Source organism: Pseudomonas sp. E102, assembly GCF_052660185.1.
Map to the genome: position 1 here is coordinate 2,073,195 of NZ_CP084025.1, position 25,303 is coordinate 2,098,497.

Annotated in this window: 23 protein-coding genes; 16 read left to right on the top strand and 7 right to left on the bottom strand. The window is 57.7% G+C overall.

Annotation, left to right across the window (positions count from 1 at the left end; translation table 11 throughout):
• Positions 1–19: 19 nt before the first annotated feature.
• Positions 20–1,231 (bottom strand): MFS transporter, encoded by a 1,212-nt coding sequence (locus DOCECA_RS09420; protein WP_445571841.1) that lies wholly within the window; start codon positions 1,229–1,231, stop codon positions 20–22.
• A gap of 69 nt (positions 1,232–1,300) precedes the next feature.
• Entirely contained in the window at positions 1,301–2,431 is a 1,131-nt protein-coding gene (locus DOCECA_RS09425; RefSeq protein ID WP_445572156.1) for a serine hydrolase domain-containing protein, read from the bottom strand.
• Between the two features lie 184 nt (positions 2,432–2,615).
• Between DOCECA_RS09425 and DOCECA_RS09430 the strand changes: the two genes are divergently transcribed.
• A complete protein-coding gene (locus tag DOCECA_RS09430) occupies positions 2,616–3,494 on the top strand; it encodes a LysR family transcriptional regulator (protein ID WP_445571842.1) in 879 nt (292 codons plus the stop codon).
• Positions 3,495–3,571: 77 nt separating this feature from the next.
• Here DOCECA_RS09430 and DOCECA_RS09435 read toward each other — a convergent pair whose 3' ends face one another.
• Positions 3,572–4,036, bottom strand: coding sequence for a MaoC/PaaZ C-terminal domain-containing protein (locus DOCECA_RS09435; RefSeq protein WP_445571843.1), 465 nt, complete (start codon positions 4,034–4,036; stop codon positions 3,572–3,574).
• A gap of 321 nt (positions 4,037–4,357) precedes the next feature.
• Here DOCECA_RS09435 and DOCECA_RS09440 point away from each other — a divergent pair, with 321 nt between their 5' ends.
• The 6 genes from DOCECA_RS09440 to DOCECA_RS09465 all read left to right on the top strand — a co-directional run bounded on the left by DOCECA_RS09440 (position 4,358) and on the right by DOCECA_RS09465 (position 11,468).
• Positions 4,358–5,383, top strand: a complete 1,026-nt coding sequence (locus DOCECA_RS09440; protein WP_445571844.1) for an AraC family transcriptional regulator — start codon at positions 4,358–4,360, stop codon at positions 5,381–5,383.
• A gap of 284 nt (positions 5,384–5,667) precedes the next feature.
• Positions 5,668–7,011 carry an MFS transporter gene (locus tag DOCECA_RS09445; protein ID WP_445571845.1) on the top strand — a complete coding sequence of 448 codons (1,344 nt, stop codon included), beginning with the start codon at positions 5,668–5,670 and terminating at the stop codon, positions 7,009–7,011.
• Positions 7,012–7,052: 41 nt separating this feature from the next.
• On the top strand, positions 7,053–7,799 hold the full coding sequence (locus DOCECA_RS09450; RefSeq protein ID WP_434647958.1) for a nitroreductase: 747 nt from the start codon (positions 7,053–7,055) through the stop codon (positions 7,797–7,799).
• Positions 7,796–9,385, top strand: coding sequence for an AMP-binding protein (locus DOCECA_RS09455; RefSeq protein ID WP_445571846.1), 1,590 nt, complete (start codon positions 7,796–7,798; stop codon positions 9,383–9,385). Before DOCECA_RS09450 ends, DOCECA_RS09455 begins: the two co-directional genes overlap by 4 nt.
• Before the next feature lie 113 nt (positions 9,386–9,498).
• Positions 9,499–10,806 (top strand): OprD family porin, encoded by a 1,308-nt coding sequence (locus DOCECA_RS09460; protein WP_445571847.1) that lies wholly within the window; start codon positions 9,499–9,501, stop codon positions 10,804–10,806.
• Between the two features lie 161 nt (positions 10,807–10,967).
• Positions 10,968–11,468 carry a hypothetical protein gene (locus DOCECA_RS09465; RefSeq protein ID WP_434559329.1) on the top strand — a complete coding sequence of 167 codons (501 nt, stop codon included), beginning with the start codon at positions 10,968–10,970 and terminating at the stop codon, positions 11,466–11,468.
• Between the two features lie 3 nt (positions 11,469–11,471).
• Here the strand turns inward: DOCECA_RS09465 and DOCECA_RS09470 are convergent, their stop codons facing one another.
• Positions 11,472–12,449 (bottom strand): polyprenyl synthetase family protein, encoded by a 978-nt coding sequence (locus DOCECA_RS09470; RefSeq protein WP_434676370.1) that lies wholly within the window; start codon positions 12,447–12,449, stop codon positions 11,472–11,474.
• A gap of 157 nt (positions 12,450–12,606) precedes the next feature.
• Here DOCECA_RS09470 and fni point away from each other — a divergent pair, with 157 nt between their 5' ends.
• Genes fni through DOCECA_RS09495 form a run of 5 tightly spaced genes read left to right on the top strand, consistent with a single transcriptional unit; the run spans position 12,607 to position 18,617 of the window.
• A complete protein-coding gene (fni, locus tag DOCECA_RS09475; RefSeq protein ID WP_445571848.1) occupies positions 12,607–13,662 on the top strand; it encodes a type 2 isopentenyl-diphosphate Delta-isomerase in 1,056 nt (351 codons plus the stop codon).
• The gene (locus DOCECA_RS09480; protein WP_445571849.1) at positions 13,659–14,957 is read left to right on the top strand and encodes a glycosyltransferase; all 1,299 of its coding nucleotides are present in this window, start codon (positions 13,659–13,661) and stop codon (positions 14,955–14,957) included. Before fni ends, DOCECA_RS09480 begins: the two co-directional genes overlap by 4 nt.
• A complete protein-coding gene (gene crtY, locus DOCECA_RS09485) occupies positions 14,954–16,132 on the top strand; it encodes a lycopene beta-cyclase CrtY (RefSeq protein ID WP_434606195.1) in 1,179 nt (392 codons plus the stop codon). The genes DOCECA_RS09480 and crtY overlap by 4 nt, the downstream gene beginning before the upstream one ends.
• Positions 16,129–17,619 (top strand): phytoene desaturase, encoded by a 1,491-nt coding sequence (locus DOCECA_RS09490; RefSeq protein WP_445571850.1) that lies wholly within the window; start codon positions 16,129–16,131, stop codon positions 17,617–17,619. The genes crtY and DOCECA_RS09490 overlap by 4 nt, the downstream gene beginning before the upstream one ends.
• Positions 17,616–18,617: a phytoene/squalene synthase family protein gene (locus DOCECA_RS09495; protein WP_445571851.1), complete on the top strand. Its 1,002-nt coding sequence runs from the start codon at positions 17,616–17,618 to the stop codon at positions 18,615–18,617. Before DOCECA_RS09490 ends, DOCECA_RS09495 begins: the two co-directional genes overlap by 4 nt.
• Here the strand turns inward: DOCECA_RS09495 and DOCECA_RS09500 are convergent.
• Positions 18,499–19,032: a sterol desaturase family protein gene (locus tag DOCECA_RS09500; protein ID WP_434647935.1), complete on the bottom strand. Its 534-nt coding sequence runs from the start codon at positions 19,030–19,032 to the stop codon at positions 18,499–18,501. The two genes, DOCECA_RS09495 and DOCECA_RS09500, sit on opposite strands and share 119 nt — an antisense overlap.
• 280 nt (positions 19,033–19,312) lie before the next feature.
• Here DOCECA_RS09500 and DOCECA_RS09505 point away from each other — a divergent pair, with 280 nt between their 5' ends.
• Positions 19,313–20,563 carry a serine hydrolase domain-containing protein gene (locus DOCECA_RS09505; protein WP_445571852.1) on the top strand — a complete coding sequence of 417 codons (1,251 nt, stop codon included), beginning with the start codon at positions 19,313–19,315 and terminating at the stop codon, positions 20,561–20,563.
• Between the two features lie 105 nt (positions 20,564–20,668).
• Here DOCECA_RS09505 and DOCECA_RS09510 read toward each other — a convergent pair whose 3' ends face one another.
• Positions 20,669–21,664, bottom strand: a complete 996-nt coding sequence (locus DOCECA_RS09510) for an MBL fold metallo-hydrolase (protein ID WP_445571853.1) — start codon at positions 21,662–21,664, stop codon at positions 20,669–20,671.
• A gap of 147 nt (positions 21,665–21,811) precedes the next feature.
• On the opposite strand from DOCECA_RS09510, the gene DOCECA_RS09515 reads away from it, so the two are divergent.
• Positions 21,812–22,315 carry a YkgB family protein gene (locus tag DOCECA_RS09515; protein WP_445571854.1) on the top strand — a complete coding sequence of 168 codons (504 nt, stop codon included), beginning with the start codon at positions 21,812–21,814 and terminating at the stop codon, positions 22,313–22,315.
• Between the two features lie 160 nt (positions 22,316–22,475).
• Here the strand turns inward: DOCECA_RS09515 and DOCECA_RS09520 are convergent, their stop codons facing one another.
• A complete protein-coding gene (locus DOCECA_RS09520) occupies positions 22,476–22,979 on the bottom strand; it encodes a MarR family winged helix-turn-helix transcriptional regulator (protein WP_434559309.1) in 504 nt (167 codons plus the stop codon).
• A 197-nt stretch (positions 22,980–23,176) separates the two neighbouring features.
• Here DOCECA_RS09520 and DOCECA_RS09525 point away from each other — a divergent pair, with 197 nt between their 5' ends.
• Complete coding sequence (locus DOCECA_RS09525; protein ID WP_434606183.1) at positions 23,177–23,989, top strand: DUF1206 domain-containing protein; 813 nt, start codon at positions 23,177–23,179, stop codon at positions 23,987–23,989.
• Positions 23,990–24,017: 28 nt separating this feature from the next.
• The gene (locus DOCECA_RS09530; protein ID WP_445571855.1) at positions 24,018–25,262 is read left to right on the top strand and encodes a cation:proton antiporter; all 1,245 of its coding nucleotides are present in this window, start codon (positions 24,018–24,020) and stop codon (positions 25,260–25,262) included.
• Positions 25,263–25,303: the final 41 nt, after the last annotated feature.

Sequence of the window (25,303 nt, forward strand, 5' to 3'; positions counted from 1 at the left end):
ACGGTCTCCGATGAATGACTTAGTGCAAAACTGCTTGGGTTTCCGTCGCAAGACCTGGCTGTCGCGCCCCGTACACAAGTACCTTGATCGCGATCGTCGCGGCTGCCAGCACGCAGAAAACCAAGCCGCTTACGATGGTGCCTTCCATTCCCATGCGGGCCAGGAACCAGCCACCGGCAGTCGCACCGAGCGTCACGCCCAGATTGATGAACGAGATGTAAAGACCCGTAACGAACTCAGGCGCCTCCGGGGCTTCGGAGGTCAGCCAGACCTGGGTCACGATCAGGCCACTGGTGTGGGTGGCTCCCCACAGCACGACGATCAGAATCATCGGCAAGATGTCCGGACTGGCAAAGAAATGCAGGATCAGATACGACGCCCCCAACATGATCGGATGCATTAGCGTGGTACCCACTTTATTTTTGGATAACAAACGGCCTGTCAGCAGATTACCGGCCACACCGCCTACGCCGAACAGAATCAACATGGCACTGATCACTTTACCGCTCATTCCGGCTTCCCGAGACAGATACTCGGCGCTGTAGGAATACACCGAAAACATTGCTCCGAAGATCAGTGTCGAGGCCAGGATATTGAGCCACAACGTCGGTTTACGCAGGATAGCCAACTGTTCCCCATAAGGCGTCCGCTGCCCGGCAAAGGTATCGGGTAACCGGGCGATGATGCCCAGCCCGGCGATCACGTTGACTGCGGTGCAGAACAGGAAGGCCGCTTCGTAGGAAAAACGTGCAGCGATCCAGGTGGTGATAGGCACGCCGAGCACCATGCCCATGCTGGTGCCGACAAACGCCTTCGCGGTCGCTTGTGTAGCCTGTTCCTCTGAATAAAGCGACACCACCGCGACAAATGCCAGTGAGAAATAAACTGGATGGAAGAAGGCCGGAATGATCCGCAGGATCGCCAGTGATCCGTAATTGGGCGCATAGGCCGATAAGGCGCTGGAGGCGGCGAAGATGAACAGCGACAGGGTCAGGACTCGCTTGCGGTTGTAGCGCGAAAACCACAGCACCATGAAGGGGCCGCATACCGCGATGACCAGGGCGAACAGACCCACCAGATAACCTGCCTCGGAGGCGCTGACGCTGTAGCGTTCAATGATCACCGGCAAGATACCAACCACGCCGAACTCGATGGTGTAGACGCCGAACAACCCCAGGGCAATGAAGAACATCGGGCTGAATAATGCGTTAGATCGGGTAGAACAAGTCATGTCATTTCTCGCAAGAATCAGGAGTGACCGCATTCTCAAAGCGTGAACGGCAGCGCAAGGCGAGGGCCATCAAGCGCCGTATACGGCGTTGCACAGATCGACCGTAAACTGTCCGAACATCCCCTCGAAGGCGGTGTTGGTAAACGCCACCACGGAGATCTGCTGCGCCGGATCGACAAACCAGGAATGACCAAAAGCCCCACCCAGGCGCCAGGTCCCGACGGACTCCGGCGCTTGTGCCGCTTGCGGGTCAGTCATCACCGTGAATCCGAGGCCGAAGCCACGGCCAGGCCAGTTGGCGAGTTCCAGGTTGCCGGTCTGGACGGTTCCCATTTCTTTTGCCAGGCTCGCCGGCATGAGCGGGCCACCACCCTGGCGCAAGGTTTCGAGCAAGGTCAGGAATTCTTCGGCGGAGCCGATCATCCCTGAGCCTCCCGAATGGTAGGCATTGCTGTCGAGGGCCCGATCCGCGTCCATCCGGATGCCGGCGGTGTTCTCGAAAACCTCGATCACTTCGACACCATTCATACGACGTGGCTCGGGATCGGCATTGAGATAGGCGGCCGTCAGGCGGGAAGTGTCGACGACATTGAAACGGGTATCGGACAGACCGAGTGGCTCGCACACAAGTTGATTGACTGCATCGGCCAGACTGGTCCCGCATACCTTGGCGATAAGCGCGCCCAACACATCAGTGGCAATTGAATACCCCCAATCGGTGCCAGGACGATAGAGCAGCGGCGCCGTCGCCAGTCGCCGAATGTTTTCCTCCAGGGTCGCCGGCGCATTTTCCAGCCCGTCACACACTCCGGCCTGTGCATAGGCGCCGCCGCCCGTGCCTTCGAGAAAACCGTAACCAAGGCCCGCTGTATGGCTAAGCAACTGGCGCACGCTGATGGATACGCCAGTGCCGTCCGCCAAGGTTGGTTGAAACCCCGGTAGCCAGCGAGCGATAGGATCATCCAGGCCAATGCGGCCTTGGGCGACCAAGGCCAGGGCGGCGGCCGAGGTGATAGGTTTGGTCACCGAGGAGAGCCGGAACAAGGCGTCGGTGCGCATCGGCAGGCCAGCCTCTCGGTCGGCCAGGCCCACGGCCTTGCGATAAGTGATTTCGCCGCGACGAGCAACCAGCGCCACGGCCCCCACCAGGCGTTTTTCTTCGATGGCGCTGTTCAGGGCAGCGTCGATTCGCACCTGCATGGGGTCGGTGGCGATAGCGCTGGAGAGTAGGATGGTTTCTTTGGCGGTCATGTTCGCGATTCCCCTGCTGTAATGGACGTCGCCATGCTAGGTCGCAGACGGCAGGGGAAACAGAGGCTAGAATTCCGGACACACCGGACGTTTCGTTCCGCAATTCAAGGCGCAAGAATCTCAAGGAGAGAGCGTGGACAACCTCAGCGGAATCTCGGTTTTCGTCCAGGTCGCCGAAACGCGCAGTTTTATCGCGGCCGGACGGCTATTAGGCGTGTCTTCATCGGCGATCGGCAAAAGCGTCGCGCGCCTGGAACAGCGCCTGGGCGTCAGGCTGTTTCATCGCAGCACCCGCAGCATCAACCTGACGGCGGAGGGCATGCTTTTCCTGAACCGCTGCCAGCGCGTGCTCAATGAGCTGGAAGCAGCAGAACTGGAACTGTCGAGCACCAGCAGCGAACCGCGCGGCAAGCTGCGCGTGAGCCTACCCTTGGCCGGGCAGTTCCTGTTCACGTTGCTGTCCAGCTTTGCCAAGCGATACCCGGACATTCATCTGGAATTGGATTTCAGCGATCGCCTGGTGGATGTCGTGGAGGAAGGCTTCGATGCGGTGGTCAGGACCGGTGAGTTGAATGACTCTCGCCTGGTGGCACGGCGATTGGGTGCTTTCCGTTTCCTGCTGGTGGGCGCCCCGGCCTATTTCCAGGCCCAGGGGACGCCGGTGGACGCCAGCGACTTGAGCAACCATGACTGCCTGTTATACCGGGTGCCTTCCACCGGAAAGCTTGAGCGCTGGCCGCTACCGGATAAGTCCCACAACGGCACGCAGGACCTGCGGGCCGTGCTGGTCTGCAACAACATCGACATGCTTTTCAACGCCGCCATGGAAGGGCGGGGCATTGCCTGCCTGCCGGAATTTGCCGTCAAGGAGGCCCTCGAGTCCGGGGCGCTGCAGGCCGTGCTGACCCAAGAGGTGACCCGCACCATTCACTTCAGTGTGCTGTGGCCGCCGAATCGCTTTATCACGGCCAAGCTGCGCTGTTTCGTGGATTTCATTGCCTTGCATATGTGAATGGGAGGGCGACGTGGGCGATGCGGACGGAGGGCAAGACCGGTACATACGGTTATCGTTAAATCTCCCGACCAATCTCAATCACGTTCGCTCCTGCGCAATATCAATACTGCCACCTCATAAACGAGAACCGTTTTCCCCTCATTCGTTGTTACATCGACTTTAAACACGACCCAGCCCCGTTGATGATTTGACGCATGAATGAATGATCGAACGACTTGAACGGATAGCTTGAGTGTGTCTCCAGGCACCACCGGAGCAACCATCCTGAAACCATCGATCTTGCCACCCGCCACGACATTGGTTTGAAGCAGCAAGGCGTCGCACATCAGCCGCTGCGTAATACCGAAGGTTTGCACTGCACTGGCACAGTGCACGCCAAGCGGACTCGAACGGGCAAGGTCAGGATCTATGTGAATATCGAGAGGATCGTACTCTGCGGCAAAGGCAATGATCGCCTGCGTTGTAATAGGCGCAGATTGCTTGGCCGTCCAGAGGCTACCTGGCGTGAAGTCTTCCCAGTACAGCTCTTTCTCTGTCACGGTAACTCCTGGATTCTGTAGCGTCAGACTCAACGTAACCGAAGGTTGCCGGCCGATAGTGTCGGTGGGCGACGGCCTGGACAATGTCCAAAAGCCTCGGCGTGGTTGAATGTTTTGGACAACTATCAAGACCCGCCATCAAAGCCTGGGAAGAGGGCCCATGGGCTTGTTGATAACAAAACCTTCGGGTTGACAGGTCATGTCGAGAAGTCGGAACGTAGAAAGCGTTCAGGCTCGTCAGGTTGCCCAAGGCAGGACTGCCGAAGAGATTCAAAAGTCAGCATCAAGTCCGCAGGCAACCACCGGCAGAGGGGAAAGGGCGTGCTCATCCAGGATAAAGGAACGACTTCAATCGGATTGGTGCATGAGGCCCTGGAGGGCGCGTTGCGTCGCCAGCTGGACACCTCCCTTGCACTGCAGCAAGCACGTATCGACCCTGTACTCCTCACTTCCCCCCAAGCCAGGGTTTCGGCTGCAGCATTTTCTCGGCTGTGGGTCGCGCTCTCGGATCTGCTCGACGATGAGTTTTTCGCGATCGATAGCCATCCTATGCGACGGGGCAGCTTCCGATTGATGTGCCAGTCGTCGATTGACTGCGAGTCGTTAGAGCAAGCGTTGCGACGGATTCTGAAATTTTTGTGTCTCGTACTGGACGATATTCACGGTGAGCTGAGTTTTGATGGCGACTGCGCCGTCATCGTTATCCATGACAACGGCATTGAACGTCGTCTCTTTAGTTATGGAACATGGCTGATCCTTGTCCATGGACTGCTCTGCTGGTTGGGTAACAGACGCATTCCCATTAAAGAGCTCTGCTTCAGGCCGAATCGACCACTCGACGATAGCGACTATCGGATGCGCTTCTGTGAAGACATTCAGTTTGGTGCGCCAGCGACGATGATTCGTTTCGAGCGCAGTTTTCTAAGCCTCAAAGTCGCGCAAAACAAAGCCAGTCTATCGGCGTTCTTGAAGGAGTCGCCTGCCAGTCTGCTGGTGAAATATCGTAACGAGGACAGCATTAGCGCCCAGATCCGCCTCAGATTGAGAGGCCTCGATCCGGAGCAATGGCCAGAGCTGGACAAGATGGCAAGCACGCTGTGCATGTCTTATTCGACGCTCCAGCGAAGACTGCAGGCCGAGGGGGTCAGTTATCAGCGTTTGAAAGACAATCTGCGCCGTGACATGGCGATCAATCTGTTGTGCCAGCCGAATATGACCGTGACTGAAGTGGCTGCCCTCACGGGTTTCCAGGAAAGCAGTGCCTTTCATCGTGCATTCAAAAAGTGGACGGGCGTGAGTCCCGGCGCTTACCGCCGCTCCAATGCTGACGAATCGGGCGAGATTTAAAAGCGTTTCTTGCGCTTATACAAAAGCACTGCGTCCCCGCCAGATTACCTCCTGTGATCTGCAACTCGTTTCATCCACCAAAACCTCAACAGACCAGGGTCATCCCGGGCGTGGCGGGTAAGTCACGAGTGTCCAAAACGGTCACGTACAACGATGCCGTCGGGCATAGGCCACCGCAAAGGCAACTCCTACGATGCGCTGCAGGTAGCCCTGGCATCGCCTGTCAAGCGAGCCAGTAACTCTTCGCACTTCACAAACAAAAACAAGATCGAAGGAGACGCGATATGCAGCCGGTAAACGTCTATACACTCGCGGTTGAATCAAAGTTCAACCGCTTCCATGGGCTCAGCCTGTTTTGGTGTGTGCTCATTCTGATCATCGATGGCTATGACCTTGCGGTCGTCGGTGCAGCCCTTCCGGCGATCATGAAGGACATGAACGTCGATCCAACCAGCGCCGGCGTCATGGCGGGCTCTGCGCTCTTCGGAACGATGCTGGGGGCCATTTTTCTTGGCACGCTAGCCGATCGTATCGGGCGTCCCAGGATGATCGCCATCTGCGTGGCCTTGTTCAGTATTTTCACGGCGGCGGCAGGCCTCACCAGTGACCCGATCAGCTTCAGCGTAGCCCGCTTCATCGCCGGCCTTGGCATCGGCGGCGTACTGCCTATCTGCACCGCTCAGATGGGTGAATTTTCTCCACTCAAACTGCGTACTCGGCTGGTCACCCTGGTTTTCGCGGGGTACTCCGTGGGCGGAATCCTGGTCGCGCTGACGGGTAAGCAACTGATCGAGAGTCATGGATGGCAATGGGTGTTTTATGTGGCGTTGCTGCCCGTGGTGCTTATTCCCCTGATCCTGAAGACCATGCCTGAATCCATCGGCTACCTGCTCAAGACCGGACGTCAGGACGAACTGCGAGCGATCGCTCGTAAACTGGACCCTGCTCTCGTTATCGACGAAAACACGCTGATGACTGGGAACGCCACGGTCCTGGATAAGCAGCAAGCACCGGTTCGTAACTTATTCAGGGAGGGGCGGGGCTTCAGCACTTTAATGATCTGGGCCGCGTTCATGACGGGCCTGTTCATGGTCTACGCCCTTAACTCCTGGCTAACCAAGCTGATGGCGATGGCTGGATTCAGCCTGGGTTCTGCGTTGAATTTTGTGATTGTTTTCAACTTGGGAGCCATCGCCGGTGCAATAGGCGGAGGGTGGTTGAGCGACAAGCTGAACATCAAGCACGTATTGGTCTGCTTCTATATCGTCGGTGCGATTGCACTCACCGTTTTGGGTTATACGCGTTCAACGTCGTTGCTGTTTCCAGTGGTGTTCATCGTCGGCGCATCGACCCTGGGAACTCAATTGCTGGCGTATGCGTACGCCGGCGATTTCTACCCGTCATCGATTCGTTCAACCGGCGTGGGTTTCGCGTCTGGTGTGGGACGAATAGGCGCAATCGTCGCCCCTGTCCTGATTGGCTGGCTGGTGTCGTTGAACCTTGCGCTCGAGAAAAACTTCATGGCCATCAGCCTGGCTGGCCTCATTGGCGCTGTCGCCGTAACCCTGATCAATCAGTCACGCGCCGACTCTACCCAAGTCAGAAAATCCCCGGCCCTGTCGAACTGATGGATGTCCCCGTCTGTAGCTGAATCCGTGGAATTGAATGCATGAAAATGAATCGCTTATCCAAACCGCCCATACCGCCTGAACCGCTTGCTCAAACGGTTGATTGGGCGATCGCTTCGCGCCGCAGTATTCGGGCTTTCTTGCCCACTCCTGTACCGCGCGAAGACATTGAGGCGATCCTTGATGTCGCTCGGTTCTGCGCTACGGGGGTGAACATGCAGCCTTGGCGCGTGCATGTCGTCACTGGAGAAGCAAAGGCTCGTCTTTCATGCGCCATCGCGGAAATTGACAACGATCCATCACAGAGCAACGACCTTGAAGATGCCTATGACTATTACCCACGCGAGTGGACTTCACCCTACGTGGATCGGAGAAGGCAGGTCGGGTGGGAGCTCTATGGGCTGCTGGGCATTGAAAAGGGAGACAAGCAGCGGATGCATGCGCAACACGGCCGCAATTACCAGTTCTTCGACGCCCCAGTCGGCCTGATCTTCACCATGGATCGGGTGTTGAAGGAAGGCAGCCTTCTTGACTACGGCATGTTTCTACAGGCCGTGATGGTCGCTGCGCGTGGAAGGCATCTGCACACCTGCCCACAAGCCGCTTTTTTGAAATATCACCAGGTCATTTCGCAAGCCCTTGCGATTCCCTCGGATCAAATGCTGGTTTGCGGAATGAGCCTTGGATACGCCGACGAGAGCAGCATCGAGAACACCTTGGTCACTGATCGGGAGCCGGTGAGCGCGTTCTGCACTTTTCATCACAATAATAAGGAAACAACATCATGACCCCTGGTGCTTATGAAAGTGGGCTTGATCGCTGCAAGGCCAACTATCTGCCCCTGACGCCACTTGGTTTTCTGGATCGGGCAGCCCTTGTGCACCCGGATCGGGTAGCGGTGGTGCATGGCGAACTGCAACGAACCTGGCGTGAAACCCGCGAACGCTGCTATCGACTTGCCTCGGCACTTTGCGAAAAAGGCCTGGGAGCAGGGGACACCGTTTCAATTCTGTCTCCTAATACTCCTGCCATGCTCGAAGCGCATTTCGGGGTCCCCCTCAGCGGCGCGGTACTCAATGCGGTCAACTACCGCCTCGATGCCGAAGGTGTGGCATTCATTCTGCGTCATGGCGAATGCAAGTTGCTGCTGGTGGATCGAGAGTTTGCTGCGCTTGCGAAGGCTGCATTGGCACTCCTCGAACATCCCCCGATGGTGATTGATATCAATGATCACCTGGCGCCACTTTGCGCGAGTGTCGCAGACATTGACTACGAAACCTTCATCCGCAGCGGCAGCCCTGATTTCGAAGGCGTCTGGCCGGATGATGAGTGGCAGCCGATAGCACTCAACTACACCTCCGGTACAACCGGTGATCCAAAGGGCGTCGTCGCGAGCCATCGTGGCACCTACCTCATGAGTCTGCTGCAGATGACCAACTGGCCGCTCACGCGGGCGCCTCGTTACCTGTGGACATTGCCGATGTTCCACGCCAACGGATGGTGTTTTACCTGGGCGATCACGGCTGTGGCCGGCACGCACGTCTGCCTGAGAAAAGTGTGCGCAGAGACGGTGTTCGATGCGATCGATAACCACGGTGTCGATCACTTCTGTGCGGCGCCGATTGTCATGGCCATGATTGCCAACGCCGAAGACCGCCCCGCGCTCAAGACGCCGGTTCGAGTGTTGACTGCTGGTTCTCCACCTCCGGCCAGCATACTCAACGCAGTTGTTTCACGAGGCTTCGACGTGGACCACGTGTACGGAATTACCGAAGTGTCCGGTACGCCGATCAGCTGCGTCTGGCAAGACGGTTGGGACGATTTAACGCCCGGTGAGCAAGGCGCTTTGCGAGTACGCCAAGGGGCTCGTGCAGCCGCCTTCGAAGGTTTGATGGTGGCTGACGCCGATACGATGCGGCCAGTCGCAAAAGATGGCCAGACAACGGGTGAGCTGCTGCTCAGGGGCAACACCGTAATGATGGGTTATCTGAAGAATGACATTGCAACCCGAAAAGCATTCGAAGGCGGTTGGTTTCATACGGGTGATGTCGCCGTCGTGCACCCTGACGGCTACGTCCAGATTACCGACCGGTGCAAAGACGTGATTATCTCCGGTGGGGAAAATATTTCGTCTGTAGAGATCGAGGAGGCGATCCACTGTCACCCGTCTGTTCTGTATGCCGCGGTAGTCGCTCAGCCGGATGACAAATGGGGTGAAGTACCGTGCGCGTTTGTCGAGCTGAAAACGGGTGTCGAGCCTCCCACCGAAGCAGAAATAATGGAGTTCTGCCAAGCACGTCTGGCTCGCTTCAAATGTCCGCGCAGAGTGGTCTTTACGGTGTTGCCGAAAACCGCAACCGGGAAAATCCAATAGTTTGTACTTCGTGAGCAGGCAGGCAGTCGCGATGCCATTGTCCGTTTGGCTTCGAATGGCTAGGTCGTAGTCGCTTCCATCACCTACTAAAAATAAGAATCGGAGCGTTATAAGTGAGCCTGAAAAAAATAACTGCAACGTTGGTGTCTGGCAGCATCGCCCTCAGTGGCCAGGCGTTTGCCGACTTTCTAAGTGATAGCAAAGCCACCTTGGGCATGAGGAGCTTCTACTTCAATAACGACAACCGCGATGGTGTCGCTGCCCCTTCAAAAACCGAAGAGTGGGCGCAGGGCTTCATGCTGGACTTCAAGTCGGGTTATACCGAGGGCGCCGTTGGTTTTGGTGTTGATGCCCTTGGGTTGCTGGGCGTCACCCTGGACAGTGGCAAGGGACGTCACGTTGGCAGTTCGATGATTCCCTCGGACAGTGACAACCGCGCCGTCGACGAGTGGAGCCGGCTGGGACTGACCGCTAAGGTCAAAATGTCCGGGACCGAACTGCGCTACGGCACCTTGATTCCGAAACTTCCGATTCTGGTCGCCAACGATGGACGGGTGCTTCCACAAACCTTCGAGGGCGGCCAGATGACTTCGAGCGAGTTCAAGGACTTGACCCTGACGGGTGGGCGAATTGAACGGGCAACCGGTCGTGCCTCAACGGATCAGACGGGGCTCGCCGCTATGGGCGGTACGCGTGAAAGCAACCAGTTCGCCTTCGCCGGGGGTGACTGGAAAGTCACCAAGGACCTGACGGCTCAGTACTACTATGCCCAGCTCGAAAACTACTATAACCAACAGTTTTTCGGACTGACGCACACCCTCGCGTTCTCGGACAGTCAATCGTTGAAAACCGACCTGCGTTACTTCAGGACTGACGCGTCAGGTGAAAACAGTTCCGGTACATCGGGCTACCGAATCAGCGGTTACACCAAAAACGGAGATGGCGTTATCGACAATCGTCTCTGGAGTGCTGCATTGATCTACAGCATCGGCGCTCATGCGATGACGGCGGGTTACCAAAGCGTCTCGGACGGTAGCAGCTTCACCCAGCTCAATCAGGGTGGCCTGATAGATAAAGGCGCAGCAGGCAGCTCCTTGTACCTGCACACAGATCGTCTGATCCAGAGTTTAACCCGTGCAGGGGAGCGCACAGTATTCGGTCAGTATGCCTATGACTTCGCCGCCCTGGGTGTCCCGGGCCTGAAAGCCTCGGTCATGTACCTCTCCGGTGACAACATCAAGACGAGATCCGGTGACGATCAGAAAGAATGGGAGAGGGATATCTTTCTGGACTACGTCATTCAGTCGGGAGCGCTCAAAGGGGTTGGCTTCGGCTGGCGTAACGGTAAATCCAATAGCGAAGCCGCCCGTGACCAGGATCATAACCGGGTGTTTGTCAGCTACAGCATTGCGCTGCTCTAAGGGCGCAGCATCGCCATCCTCGGCCCGGCGCCCCCGTGGCAACGCGCTTGCGAGCAGGTCAGGCAACAAAAGCATTAATGCGCTAGAGCGCGACAGCCAGGCTGACGTAGGATGGCGTCAGCGTTTCACTCCGTGACTTTCCTCGAATAAGGTACGAAACCATGCGGCTTATGATCCTGCTGATCGGTGCACTACTGAACTTCCACGTGTTGGCGCAGGAGTCAGCCCAATCAAAAGATTTGGATCAACCCAAAGATCTGAACCAGCCCGCGATGAAGTGGACCCTGCTGGATCAGAACGAGAAGGCGTATACCTTGAACGACAGCGCTCAGGTGCTGTTGATAGCGCGCAGTATGTCGGCCGCCAAGTTAGTGGATGCGGCGATGGAGGGTCACCCGGAGGGCTATCTGGAAGCGCGCCACATTGTGTACCTGGCCGATATCGAGAAGATGCCTTCCATGATCAAACTGGTGGCAGTACCGGCCATGCGTTCGGCCAAATACAGAATTATGCTCGACCAGGACGGCAGGGTTGCCACCCGCTATGGCGGCGACCGGGACACCGTTCAGTGGCTCGCCTTGAACAATGGCGCGGTCGTCAATGAGCAGCGTTTTGCCGATGCCGAAAAGTTGAAACAAGCAATCGCCGAGCAGGCCAAGTAGGCCCTACAGCCTTGCGCCACGTTGTCGCACCGCTTTCTCGAAGATCATCCGCACATACCAGGTGATCATTCGCGAGGGCCCGAAAACTTCTCGCAAATGGCTTTCGGCGCTCATTAGATGAGCCTCTAGCTGTTCGCGGACTTTTTGCTCGCCGTAAAGCGCAATGAACGTCGACTTGCCCTCGTCCTTGCCCTGGTCCTTATTGCTGTCCGGACAACGATCCAAAAGGTCATCATACATTTGGAACGCCTGACCCAGCTCAACGGCAAAGTCCTGCAAGATCGGGCGGGTGTGAGCTTTGGCACCACTGATCAGCCAGGCCATGTCCATGATCGCGCTAAACAGTACCCCCGTCTTGAGGTTGTTGGTCAGTGCAATTTCCTCGGGGGGGCGGTTTTTCTGGCCGTCACGCAGATCCTTGAACTGACCCTTGACCAGACCCTGCATGCCAACGGTATTGGCCATGACCTCCACCAATTGCATGCGGATTGCGGGTGCCAGATCGGTAATCCCGGCGGCCACCCCGAATGCGCGGCTGAGGAGGGCAACGGCGGCAAGAATCGCCACGTCTTCGCCAAACTTCAGGTGCACGGTCGGCTGCCCACGGCGCAATCGGGCGTTGTCCATGCACGGCATGTCGTCCAGAACCAGTGACGCTGCGTGGATCAATTCCACGGCGCAGCCCAATTCCAGTGCCTGATCACCACCGTGCCCCAAGCCTTGTGCAGCCAGTATCAACAGAATCGGCCGCATCCGCTTGCCGGGCGCCAGCGTGGAGTCACGCATGGCCAGCGCGACAAGGTCGCGCTCGTCGCTGCTGCTCGGCAGCAGTTGGTCCAGACGCTGCTCAATAGCCGCGCGCACATCTTCCAAACGTTCGCTAAACCCATATTCGACGGTTGCGTCAGGCTCGATGGTCATCGGTCTTGACCTTTGCTTTAAGGGCAGTTGTGAAGGGGGATCTGCTTTCTGGTGGTTCACGTGATGGGCCTCAAACTCTGAACCACTTCGAATAACCAGTGCCTCAATTATCAGTCAGCGTTGCACACAAGTTGTACGATCGGCCTAAGCTTGTATAACGCCACTCAACAAAATGACCACGCGCGCCGCGAAATGATTCAACCGAATTGGAGCTTTCATGACCGAGCATCCCTTAAGTCGGAGAAAGGATGATCATCTCAATATCGTGCTGGACGGCCGTGGTGTGAGCCATAACCCACGACAGGGTGGCGGCAACGGGCTGGATGCCTTTCAGTTCGAGCATTGCGCGCTGCCCGAGCTGAATCTGAACGACATTGACCTTGCCAGCGCGCTGGTTGGGATCCCCCTCAGAGCGCCCTTGCTGATCAGTTCAATGACCGGCGGGGCGCAGCGTTCTTCAGCCATTAACCGCCATCTGGCTGAGGCCGCCCAGGAGCTTGGCATCGCCATGGGCGTAGGTTCGCAGCGCGTCGGTCTGCGCAGTGGCAACGATCAGGGCTTGACCCGTGAGCTGCGGCGGCTGGCGCCCGACATCCCGTTACTGGGAAATATCGGCGCGGCACAGTTATTGGAAAAGGATGGCCAGGAGTTGGCGCGCCGCGCCGTGGAGACTTTGCAGGCCAACGCTTTGATCATTCATCTGAACCCGTTGCAGGAAGCCGTTCAGGCCGAAGGTGATCGGGATTGGCGAGGCGTGCTGGATGCCATCGGGCTGACGGTGCAAAGTCTCGGCGTGCCGGTGATCGTCAAGGAAGTCGGGGCGGGTATATCGGCATCGGTGGCGGTGGCCCTGGCTGGAGTCGGGGTCAGCGTGATCGATGTGGCAGGCAGCGGCGGCACCAGTTGGGCAGCGGTAGAGGCTGAACGCGCCAGCAGCCCCGCCGATCACGAGGTGGCAATGGCGTTTGCCGATTGGGGTATAACGACGTCCACCAGCCTGATCAGCGTGCGTGAGGCATTGCCCGGCATGACGGTGATTGCATCCGGCGGCATTCGCAACGGCGTGGATGTGGCCAAGGCGCTGTGTCTGGGGGCCGACCTGGTAGGGCAGGCGGCCGGAGTGCTGCGCGATGCGACGGTGTCGACAGCGTCGGTCATCGAGCATTTCGACATCGTCATCAAGCAGCTGCGCATTGCCTGTTTCTGCACCGGTTCCGGAGATCTGGCGGCATTGCGTCAAGCCAGATTACTGCCACCGGTTCATCGCCCATGAGCCATTTCGGCGTGGTGACCCCGGCGTTCCATAGCCACTTCCAGGCCTTTCAGGCGCTGGCGGTAGAGCTGTTGAATCGTGGGCATCAGGTCACGTTCTTCCAGCAGGCCGACGCGCGCCGTTGGCTGGGTGATCCGCGCATCGGTTTTCATGCGATGGCTGCTAGCAGCCATCCACCGGGGAGCCTGGACGCTGTGCTGCAGCGCGCGGCCAGCTCTAATAACCCGCTGACCTTGCGGCGGGTTATTGCCGATATGTGTGCAACCACAAACATGCTGTGTAATGAATTACCCGCGGCGCTGGCTTACGAGCAGGTCGATGCACTGCTCTGCGATCAGATGGAAGCTGCCGGTGGGCTGGTCGCCGAGGCCTTGGGGCTACCTTATGTCTCGGTGGCTTGCGCGTTGCCGGTCAACCGCGAGCCAGGCTTGCCGCTGCCGGTGATGCCGTTTGCCTACGGTCGCGACGAACGTAGCCTACGCATGTACGCCGGTAGCCAGCAGGTCTACGATTGGCTGATGCGACCGCTCAGAGACGTGTTGCGGGGTGCATGTCGACGGCTTGCCATCGTGCCTCGCGATGCGCTGCATGAATGCCTTTCTCCGCTTGCCCACATCAGTCAGACCCTTGCGGGATTTGATTTTCCCCGTTTGCAGCAGCCCGCGCATTTCCACGCAGTCGGACCGTTGCGCCTGCCTTTTTCGGGTACGGGGCAACCTTCGCCAGGCAGTGAAACCCTCGAGTGGCAGATTGATAAAAATCGACCCTTTGTCTTCGCCAGCCTGGGCACCTTGCAGGGCGGGCGCCTGGGTATGTTCCGGCAGATTGCAAAAGCTTGCCGTCGCCTGGATGCGCAATTGTTGGTCGCCCATTGCGGCAGGCTTGATTCGGTTCAGGAACGCATGCTTCTCGACAGTGGCGCGACCTGGGTCACTGCGTTCGCCCCCCAGCAAGCGGTGCTTGAACACGCCGATGTAGTCGTGACCCATGGAGGACTCAACACCGTGATGGATGCCATAGCCACCGCTACGCCGATGCTCGTCATGCCCATCGGTTTTGACCAGCCGGGGGTGGCTGCGCGTGTCAGCTACCGAGACCTGGGCCTGAAGTTGAACCGCCGGGCGAGCGCCGCCACCATTGCTGATGGGCTGGCCCGGCTGCTTGTTCTGCCACGAGAGCCCTTGCAGCGGATGGCAGCTGAGTTGCAGCGCGCCGGTGGCGCCAGCAAAGCGGCGGACATCGTTGAGGCGGCGGTGCGTAGCGGCGAACCCGTGCTGACGCAGGCGGTGGCATGAACTATGACCTGATCCTCGCCGGTGGTGGGCTGGCCAATGGGCTGATCGCCTGGCGGCTCAAGCAGTTGCGCCCTGAGTTACAGGTGCTGTGCGTTGAAGAGCAGGCCCGGATCGGTGGTAACCATACCTGGTCCTTTCACGACTCGGACTTGACGGCCGAGCAGCATCAGTGGATCAGGCCCTTGGTGGTGCAAACCTGGCCTGCCTACGAGGTGCATTTCCCGGGGCGTTCGCGACGGCTGAACAGCGGTTATGCCAGCATCACCTCCGAACGCTTTGCCCAAGTGATCGAACCGGCGCTCAGTGACGGGGGGCGGGCAGGGTTGCGTGTCTCACAGCGGATCGAACAGATCACCCCGACTTCGCTGTTGCTGGAGGACGGCGAACAGCTGTGGGCCAAGGCCGTCATCGACGGGCGTGGCGTCCAGCACAGCGAACATCTGGTGCTGGGCCAACAGGCGTTCCTGGGTCAGGTGCTGCAGCTACAGGCCCCTCATGGGCTGGACGTGCCGATCATCATGGACGCCCGGGTGGCTCAAGGGCAGGGCTATCGTTTCGTCTACGTCTTGCCGTTTTCAGCCGACACGGTGCTGGTGGAGGACACCCACTACGTTGACCGTCAGAGCCTTTCCTCAGAACAACTGCGCCAGCATGTCCGTGATTATGTGCAAGATCGCGGATGGATCATTGCCCGCTGCCTTCGCGAAGAGCAAGGCGTGTTGCCGATCACCCTGGCAGGCGACTTTTCCAGCTTCTGGCGCGAGGCGCCCGGCCAGCCGCGTTCCGGTTTGCGGGCCGGTCTTTGCCATTGCACAACAGGTTATTCGTTGCCCCAGGCGGTGCAACTGGCGGACTGGGTCGCCCGCCAGCAGAACCTGCAGGCGGACGCCTTATACCTTGGCATTCGCGCATTCGCTGAACAGGCGTGGCGGCGCCAGGGGTTTTACCGTTTGCTTAATCGTATGCTGTTCCTGGCAGGCAAACCCCAGGACCGCTGGCGGGTGATGCAACGTTTTTATGGTCTGCCCGAGGGGCTGATCAGGCGCTTTTATTCGGGCGACAGCACGCTGCAGGACAAGCTTAGAGTGCTGATCGGCAAGCCGCCTGTTCCCATCAATGAGGCCCTGCACGCGGCACGTCGCTGCCTGCCTCGGCACTACAAGGATCAAGCATGACCCAGGGGAAAAGCGCGATTGTGATTGGCGCAGGCTTTGGTGGCCTGGCACTGGCGATCCGGCTGCAGGCGGCGGGCGTGCAAACCACTTTGCTGGAAAAACGCGACAAGCCCGGCGGCCGCGCCTATGTGTATCACGACGAGGGATTCACTTTCGATGCCGGGCCAACAGTGATTACCGATCCCACCGCCATCGAGGAATTGTTCACAGCGGCCGGCAGATCCATGCGTGACTACGTCGAGATGCTGCCGGTCTCGCCGTTCTATCGCTTGTGCTGGGAGGACGGTACGCAGTTTGACTATGCCAACGATCAGGCCGAGCTGGACCGCAATATCTCCAGGCTCAACCCCAAGGATGTTGAAGGCTACCAGCGGTTTCTGGCGTACTCCAAGGCGGTTTTTCGCGAGGGTTATCTCAAGCTGGGCGCCGTGCCGTTTTTGTCGTTTCGGGACATGGTCAATGCCGGGCCGCAACTGGCTCGGCTGCAGGCGTGGCGCAGTGTCTACTCGATGGTTTCTGAATTTATCGAAGACGAAAAACTGCGCCAGGCGTTTTCGTTTCACTCCCTGCTGGTGGGCGGCAATCCGTTTTCCACCTCATCGATCTACACCTTGATCCATGCACTGGAGCGCGAATGGGGCGTGTGGTTTCCCAAGGGAGGGACGGGGGCGCTAGTGCAGGGGCTGGTGAGGTTTTTCGAAGACCTCGGCGGGCGTCTCGAGCTCAATGCCGACGTCGCCAGCATCGAGGTGCAAGCGGGCAGGGCCAGCGGCGTGCGCTTGAAAAACGGTCGCTTGCTGAATGCCGACTGCGTCGCTTCCAATGCGGACGTGGTGCATACCTATGAGCAACTTCTGGGCGGCCATGCCCGTGGCATCAAGGAAAGCGCGCGCCTCAAAGGCAAGCGTTTCAGCAACTCGCTGTTCGTCATCCATTTCGGCCTCAAGCGGCCGCAACCTCAGCTTCGACACCACACGGTCTGCTTCGGGCCGCGCTACCGGTCATTGATTCAAGAAATATTCAATGGCGCTGAGCTGGCTGAGGATTTCTCGCTCTACCTGCATGCGCCCTGCATCACGGATCCGAGTCTCGCCCCGCCGGGCTGCTCCAGCCACTACGTGCTCTCGCCGGTTCCTCATCTGGGTAACGCGCCTATCGACTGGGAGGTAGAGGGGCCACGCTACCGTGATCGGATTTTCGCGTATCTGGAAAAACACTACATGCCTGGCCTGCGGGAAGATTTGGTGACCAGTCGGATTTTCAACCCGGATGATTTTCGCAGTGAGTTGAACGCACATTTGGGTTCGGCGTTTTCACTTGAACCTGTCCTTTGGCAGAGTGCCTGGTTCCGGCCCCATAACCGCGACGCGAGCCTTGGCAACGTTTACCTGGTGGGCGCGGGCACTCACCCCGGTGCGGGCGTCCCCGGTGTCATCGGCTCGGCCAAGGCCACGGCAGGTTTGATGCTGGAGGATCTGCACTCATGAATCGCGATGCTCACCAGGACCAAGTCCTGCTGGAGCATGCCCAACGCAGCATTGCTGTGGGCTCGAAGAGCTTTGCCGCGGCCTCGCGCTTGTTCGACCCCTCGACCCGGGCCAGCGCCATGATGCTCTATGCGTGGTGCCGGCATTGCGATGACGTGATAGATGGTCAGGAGGCGGGGCATTCGGCGACCGTGTTGAACCAGTTTGACATTGAACGGCGCCTTGCCGACCTTACCGCTCAGACTCGGGCGGTGTACGCCGGGTTGCCTGTGCAGCACGAAGCCTTCGCTGCGTTCAGAGAGGTGGTGGTCAAACATCGCATTCAGGAGCGTTATGCCCTGGAGCACCTGGCGGGTTTTGCGATGGATGTACACCAGCGCCGCTATCAGAGCGTAAACGACACCTTGGACTACTGCTACCACGTGGCCGGGGTCGTCGGGCTGATGATGGCTCAGGTCATGGGCGTCAGCGACCAAAAGACGTTGGACCGCGCCTGCGACCTGGGCATGGCGTTTCAATTGACCAACATTGCCCGGGATATCGTCGAAGACGCTGCCGTCGGCCGGTGCTATCTGCCACGAGACTGGCTGGATGAGCTTTCGATCCCCGAGGCGTCACTTGCCGACGATCAGCATCGGCCCGGTCTGGCCATCCTCGCGCAACGGCTGGTGCAGCTGGCCGAGCCTTTTTACGCCAGTGCCGAGGCGGGATTAAGGGCATTGCCGTGGCGCTCCGCGTGGGCGGTGGCGACTGCGTCGGGTGTCTATCGGCAAATTGGCATCAAGGTCTCAAGGCGGGGCGAGCATGCCTGGGATACGCGGGTGTCGACCTCGAAGGTCGACAAGTTGCGGCATGTGCTCGGCGGCCTGTGCCGCGCCGTCACTGCTCGCGGGCGTCACTGGCCTGAGCGTCTGCCGAGCCTGTGGCAGCGCCCGGATCATTCTTGCGAAGAGGTCCGCCATGCAGATCGCGCAACTGAACCCGAAGCACCGCGGTAGGTGGGGCATAGAGAAAACCGAATGAGACACAGCGGTCCTTGCCCGACACGGCATGGTGCATCAAATGCGCTTGATACAGACGCTTGAGATAGCCGGTGCGGGGGACGTACTTCAATGGCCAGCGTTTGTGGACTAGCCCATCATGGGCCAGAAAGTACAGGAAACCGTAAGCCGTCATCCCGGCCCCTATCCATTCCAGCGGGTGCATGCCCTGGGTGCCAAGCGCGATCAGTACGATGGCGATCAGCGCAAACACGATCGCGTACAGGTCGTTTTTCTCGAACCAGCCGGTGCGGGGCTCATGATGGGAGCGGTGCCAGCCCCAGCCCCAGCCGTGCATCACATATTTGTGGGCGAGGAACGCAAAACCCTCCATACCGATAAGGGTCGCGAAAAAAACCAGTGCGTTCGTCATGAGGCGGGTCATCCGAGCAAAGACACAGCATCGGACTGCGCCGAGGCGGTGAACGTTCTAACATCTAACAATGCGATCTTGGCCCCGTTGAGCTGCTCAATCACCTCATTGGCGGTCATTCTCGACATATTCACCGTTCAGTGGCGCGCAGTTGTTTATACCTGACGAGAAGCGATGAGTGTCGTCCTTCAGCTTGGGCGCGATTCCAATGAGTAGACTATGGTTCAAGCGGCCGCGTTTTTTAACATGCGTGAATAGCAAAACAAAAAAAGGATCGGTTATGCACTCATCCGCGATTTTTCGTGCGACTGCGACTGCGCCTGGTCGCTCGCTGCTTCTCTCACTGGGTCTGCTCGCTGCGGGTATCACCTCGGGCGCATGGGCTGAGGATTATCCCCACGCCAAGGAACCGATTGGCACGGTGGAGCAGATCTATGACGGCGCCATGCTCCCCGATCTGGCGGTCAGTACCTACCGCAACATCGACCGGCTTTTCCCCACCCACAGGATCAAGGCCGGCGATCACCCGTATGCACTGCCCAAATCAGACAAACAGTTGCCCAACGTTCGGTTCACTGTCGGGGACAAAAAGTACGACCTGTATGACTTTGTTGCACTGGACAGCATTACGGCAATGCTCGTGCTCAAGGACGGCAAGATCGTGTTCGAGACCTATCAGCGTGGCAACACGGAGAAAACCCGATGGATGTCGATGTCGATAGCCAAATCCATCACCTCCACGCTGGCGGCTGCAGCGATCAAAGACGGCCTTATCAAGAGCCTTGACGCGCAAGTAGTGGATTACGTTCCCGAGCTCAAGGGCAGCGCCTACGAAGGCGTGACCGTGCGCGACGTGCTGATGATGTCTTCGGGCGTGAAGTGGAACGAAACCTACACCGATCCGGCGTCCGATCGTCGCGCGCTACTCAAAGCGCAGATTTCGCAGAAACCGCGTTCTGCCATGGCCTTGATGGCAAGTTTGCCGCGAGCGGCCGAGCCCGGCACGGCCAACACGTACAGCACTGGCGAAACGCAGGTACTCGGCGAGATCGTCCGTGGCGCTGTGAAGATGCCACTGGCCGATTATCTATCGCAGAAGATCTGGCAGCCGTTCGGTATGGAAAGTGATGCCCGGTGGTGGCTCGATTCGCCTGACGGCGTGGAAATCGGTGGCAGCGGTATCAGCGCCACGCTGCGTGACTATGGACGCTTCGGGCTGTTTTTCATGAACGGCGGCAAGATCAATGGCACATCGATTCTGCCCGAAGGTTGGGTCAAGGAGGCGACGCTGCCGACCACCCTCAAAGGCGGTAAGACCCTGGACTACGGCTACATGTGGTGGACGGCGTGGACCGAGCCGTCGGTGAAAGACGGCGCCTATGCGGCGGTCGGTATCCAGGGCCAGAACATCTACCTCAACCCTGCCAATAACGTGGTGATTGTCACCTTCGGTGCCCAACCCAAGCCGGTTGACAAAGAGCCGATCGACCCGATGGTGTTCTTCGATGCCGTGGTAGCTGCGTTGAAGTAAATTCGCGCGTTGATGACATCAACCTAGTCGTCGCGAGCCTATGGCCCCGCGTAGCGGGGAGCCATGTATTTCGTTCTGGATCAATTGCGATCCAGGCCTACGGTATTAGTCGCGATTGCGGTATTGGACGGGTACCCACTCATACCTGCCGGCTTCGCGCCTGATGTGGCCGATACCCGGAAATGGCAAGTGAGCGACTGCTGACAACCGTCGTTCACTCGCGGCTGTCTCGAATTGTTCTAGCCGCTGGGCGCGAGCAGCGTTCTGATTGACGTCGAAGGTTATTGTCACTTCTGGCCTCGAGAATTGAATGAGGCCGACATGCATGATGTCGCCCCAGAAATCGATGCTCTCGCCTTCGCTTGTGACCCGGAAAAAGCTGTGGCCCGGGGTATGTCCCGGCGTGGGTATGGCAGTGATACCCGGGAGGATTTCGGATTCGGCAGAGAATGGCTTCAGCTTACCTGCGCGCTGATACGGGCCAATGGTCTTCAACGCTTCCTCCAGATATGCCGGCTTTAACCCCTTGTCCAGATTGGCGCGGTCCAGGAAAAAGTCGACGTCGGCCTGGCCGACGTGGATGGTCGCATTGGGAAACATCATCTGGCCGCCGCGTGTCAGGCCGCCAGAGTGATCGGTGTGGATGTGGGTAATCAGCACATCGCTGACCTGCGCCGGCTGGTAACCCGCAGCCGCCAGGCTTTCGGGTAGCTTGCCGCCAACGCTTGCGAACAATTCACCGGCACCGGTATCGACCAGTACGACACGTGAGCCAGTGTCGATAAGGTAGGCATTGATAGACGTCTCCAGCGGGTTGCGAGCAAATCCGCGTTGCAGCATTGCGTCGATCTGCTTTGGACTGATGCCTCTAAGCAGCGGATGTAGATCGAGGGGCAGCGTCCCGTCGCTCAGTGCGGTGATGCGGAACTTGCCCAGGTTTAAGGCATAGACGCCTGCGAGTGCGGGCTTACGGGTCGAGGCAGTCGTTGCGGTCGATGTCTGTGAGGCTTGCGCTGCGGTGGACGACAGTGAGTAGGTTGCGCCCGTGACCAGGGCGGCTGTCAGAAGGGCCGCGAGTTGGAACCGCGCGTGGTTATGCATGATGAGTACCTTTGTGAGTGCGACCATTGGTGATCGCTGGGATAAAGGTAGATAAAGAGTCCATAGCGAAATATTATATGCACGGCGCATGCAATTCTCCATTCGATAATATATGCTTCGAGCACATATCAGCAATCGGAGGATGTCATGCAGCACATCACGAGCGTCACCAGCAGCCAGGCTGCTTCCATTTCCAGTGTTCCGAAATTCCAGAAGGTAAGCCGGGCGATTGTCTTATCGGGTGTTGTTCTTCCCCTGCTAATGATTGGTCTGCTTAAGTTCACACAGATTGAGGTGCAGGCACTCATACCCCTTATCAGCGGCACTCCTTGGCTAGCCTGGCTTTATCCAGTTTTTGGCGAAGCCGGTACCTCTTACTTACTGGGTGTAGTCGAGATATTGACTGCACTGCTGCTTATCGCTTCACCCTGGTCTGCTCGAACAGCTATCGCGGGTGGCTTGTTAGCCTCGCTGATCTTCTTCACGACCATTTCCATGCTGTTTGTATTGCCAATCTGGGAAGCGGGATCGGGAGGTTTTCCATGGCTGAACTTCCTAGGCACGTTCCTGATAAAAGACGTTGCGTTGTTAGGCGTCAGCCTGGTGATCCTCACCGAGGGCCTGCAGCGACTGCGCCCAAATTTGGGATAAGCCAGGAGTAGTTGAAGGACTGAGGCGAAGAGGGCGGCAGGAAGATGGATGGCGGCAAGACTTGTCGAAGTTCTGATAAATGATTTGCTGCCTTTTTTCTTGAGTAGCGCAGTCAGCAAAAGCGCCTACAAAGGTTGTTCAACCTGCTGGAAAACTGAATTCAGTGATCTTCATCCAGCGCATGTGCGACTGGGCAATTCTTGCAAGCCGTGGGGTCGCACAGTCGGCAAACTGAATAGGCTTGATCGAGATCATGCACCAAGCCGTTAAGTAGTTTTTCGGTTATCCGTTCAAGCACTTCACGCTCATCGGGATCAAGAACTTCCAAAGCACGCGCTATACGTTCATGGCGGACCGCTAGCACCGCAGCACAGTTCGTACTTCCAGCGGCAGTAAGGTGGAGCGCAACGGAGCGACGATCAGCTTCTGCTTGTCTGCGTTCCACTACACCCTGAGTGACAAGCCTATCAACCAGGCGCACAGCCCCAGGATGAGATAACCCTAAGGCTCGCCTCAAACGTTCTATAGACAGGCCTGGCTCGTGACCGAGTAGGGCGATGGCCGCTGCCGCCGGACCCACTTCTGGAGCTTCGTCTTGAGTGCCTTGGTGGATAGAGTCAGAAATCGCCAGCGACAGCGCCCCAACTATGTTTTCTAGTTTCATGTCTTTCATGGGCTAAATATGTGTGCATCGAGCATAGAATGCAAGGTGTTTAGAAGAGGGCCAATGAGGGAGCTACCTGTCGCCCCCGGGGTTAGCGAATGACGCTGCGTAGGTCAGGGCTGCGGTTTTGAATTTAACGATAGAACCCCTTCCAGCCAGACGAGTCTGTTCCTGTACTACTTTCGGGAAAGCAGCCAATGTCAGCGCACCAAAGCCTTATTGTCCTAGCACGCGGAGGGTACGCCGCGCGAGGTGTGATTTACCTCATCATCGGTATCTTCGCATTGCTTGCGGCACAAGATTCGACAAAACCGAAAGATAGCCAGAAAAGCCTGGAAGCCTTATTGGGCCAGCCGTTTGGCTATTTTTTAGTTGGGATCGTCGTGGCGGGTTTGCTCGCATTTTCGGCTTGGCGTGTTCTGCAAGCTACCCGTGATGTCGACCACCACGGCAAAAATCTCAAGGGACTGGTAATTCGCACCGGTCTTTTTGCGGGGGGGTTGGTCAATGGTGCTCTGGCATTTTTTGCGTTAGGCCTACTTGTAAGCGGAGTGGGTAGCTCTGGCAACTCAGGAGAACAGAACACAGATTGGCTGGCGCATCTATTGTCCTGGAAGCATTCCAACCTATTGGTGTATCTGCTTGCTCTCATTCCGCTTGGCGTTGGAATTGCTCACATTTACAAGGGCTGGAAGGCATCGTTTGAAAAGTATTTCGAGGCTGACGAAGACGTCATGCGGTACGTCCGCCCGGTGTCTCGGTTTGGCCTGATCGCACGTGGCGTCGTCTTTATAGAGATTGCATTGCTGTTGGCCTTTAGCGGCTCGGCCTATCAAGCCATGGATCCCCCCGGTATGAAGGAAGCCCTCGACGCACTTCAGGGTTTGCCCGCTGGATGGTTGGTTTTGATGGTGATGGCCTTCGGATTGATTGCTTTCTCGGCATACAGCTTCTCTGAAGCCTTTTGGCGCAAGATAAATATGGAAGTACCCGGATTGTCGAAAGCGTAGTGCACCGCATCAACAGGGCCATTATCGAATGCTGGATATCGTTGCTGTCTTTGTGAGTATCACGGCGGTTCTTGCCTTCCTCAATCGCCGTTATGTTGGGCTGCCGCCAGCGATTGGTGTCATGGGCATTGCGCTGGGCCTCTCTGTGCTGAATATGGCGTTGGATGCGATGGGTTTTCATGCACTCCACACGCTTGAGCAATCGTTGGTGGAATCGATCGATTTTTCCGAACTGCTCATGCAGGGGATGCTTTCCTTACTACTGTTCGCTGGAGCGTTGCACGTCGATCTTTCGCAGCTGCGTTCTTACCGGTGGCAGGTGGCTTCTCTGGCACTAGTAGGTACAACAGCCTCCACATTGTTGATTGGCTATGGGCTGTGGCTACTTCTGTCACTAACGTCTCTGGAACTTCCCCTTGCCTACTGCCTGGTATTCGGTGCCCTGATTTCTCCCACGGATCCCATAGCGGTCATGGGTATCCTGAAGTCCGCCGGGGCTCCCAAAAGCGTCGAACTGGTGATAGCGGGCGAATCACTGTTCAACGACGGAGTCAGTGTTGTGCTGTTTTCACTCATTGTGGCGATGATAGCCAGTGGCGAAGCACCGTCGGCGTTGGGCGCATCGAAGTTGCTTCTGACAGAGGCCGGTGGCGGCGTGCTTCTAGGCGCAGCCATTGGATATCTAGCCTATTTGATGCTGAAAAGCATCGACAGCTACCAGGAAGAAATCTTGATCACATTGGCTGCGGTGCTAGGTGGGTACGCGCTGGCGAACCATCTTCATGTGTCCGGCCCCCTGGCGATGGTAGTAATCGGGCTTATCGTCGGAAACCAGGGACGATCCTACGCAATGTCCGAGCAGACTGAAAAACATGTGGACATGTTCTGGGAGCTGATAGACGAGATCTTGAACGCCGTTTTGTTCGTACTGATCGGCCTGGAGGTGGTTCTCATCCAGTTCTCGAACTCCCTGATCGTCGCCGGGCTGGCGGTAATAGCACTTACCTTGCTGTCTCGATTGCTTACGGTAGGCGTTCCTATTGCTGCGCTTGGAAGACGCTTTCGTTTACCCAGCGGTTCATGGCGCGTTTTGACCTGGGGAGGTTTGCGAGGGGGCATATCGGTAGCCTTGGCGCTGTCACTGCCAGCCGGAGGCGCGCGTGATATTGTCGTTTCACTCACCTACATGGTGGTGATATTTTCAATTTTGATCCAAGGCATGTCTATCGCAAGCGTGGTTAAACGAGTCATCCCATGCGCGGACACTCAGTAACGTTAGTGGGTGCCGTCCGCCTAGGTTCGTGAGTGTTTGCG

Excerpts from the sequence above, each read along its gene's own strand:
- DOCECA_RS09420 (WP_445571841.1), bottom strand. The coding sequence starts at position 1,231 with ATGACTTGTTCTACCCGATCTAACGCATTATTCAGCCCGATGTTCTTC.
- DOCECA_RS09425 (WP_445572156.1), bottom strand. The coding sequence starts at position 2,431 with ATGCAGGTGCGAATCGACGCTGCCCTGAACAGCGCCATCGAAGAAAAA.
- DOCECA_RS09445 (WP_445571845.1), top strand. The coding sequence starts at position 5,668 with ATGCAGCCGGTAAACGTCTATACACTCGCGGTTGAATCAAAGTTCAAC.
- DOCECA_RS09450 (WP_434647958.1), top strand. The coding sequence starts at position 7,053 with ATGAAAATGAATCGCTTATCCAAACCGCCCATACCGCCTGAACCGCTT.
- DOCECA_RS09455 (WP_445571846.1), top strand. The coding sequence starts at position 7,796 with ATGACCCCTGGTGCTTATGAAAGTGGGCTTGATCGCTGCAAGGCCAAC.
- DOCECA_RS09465 (WP_434559329.1), top strand. The coding sequence starts at position 10,968 with ATGCGGCTTATGATCCTGCTGATCGGTGCACTACTGAACTTCCACGTG.
- fni (WP_445571848.1), top strand. The coding sequence starts at position 12,607 with ATGACCGAGCATCCCTTAAGTCGGAGAAAGGATGATCATCTCAATATC.
- DOCECA_RS09480 (WP_445571849.1), top strand. The coding sequence starts at position 13,659 with ATGAGCCATTTCGGCGTGGTGACCCCGGCGTTCCATAGCCACTTCCAG.
- crtY (WP_434606195.1), top strand. The coding sequence starts at position 14,954 with ATGAACTATGACCTGATCCTCGCCGGTGGTGGGCTGGCCAATGGGCTG.
- DOCECA_RS09490 (WP_445571850.1), top strand. The coding sequence starts at position 16,129 with ATGACCCAGGGGAAAAGCGCGATTGTGATTGGCGCAGGCTTTGGTGGC.
- DOCECA_RS09495 (WP_445571851.1), top strand. The coding sequence starts at position 17,616 with ATGAATCGCGATGCTCACCAGGACCAAGTCCTGCTGGAGCATGCCCAA.
- DOCECA_RS09500 (WP_434647935.1), bottom strand. The coding sequence starts at position 19,032 with ATGACGAACGCACTGGTTTTTTTCGCGACCCTTATCGGTATGGAGGGT.
- DOCECA_RS09505 (WP_445571852.1), top strand. The coding sequence starts at position 19,313 with ATGCACTCATCCGCGATTTTTCGTGCGACTGCGACTGCGCCTGGTCGC.
- DOCECA_RS09510 (WP_445571853.1), bottom strand. The coding sequence starts at position 21,664 with ATGCATAACCACGCGCGGTTCCAACTCGCGGCCCTTCTGACAGCCGCC.
- DOCECA_RS09515 (WP_445571854.1), top strand. The coding sequence starts at position 21,812 with ATGCAGCACATCACGAGCGTCACCAGCAGCCAGGCTGCTTCCATTTCC.
- DOCECA_RS09520 (WP_434559309.1), bottom strand. The coding sequence starts at position 22,979 with ATGAAACTAGAAAACATAGTTGGGGCGCTGTCGCTGGCGATTTCTGAC.
- DOCECA_RS09525 (WP_434606183.1), top strand. The coding sequence starts at position 23,177 with ATGTCAGCGCACCAAAGCCTTATTGTCCTAGCACGCGGAGGGTACGCC.
- DOCECA_RS09530 (WP_445571855.1), top strand. The coding sequence starts at position 24,018 with ATGCTGGATATCGTTGCTGTCTTTGTGAGTATCACGGCGGTTCTTGCC.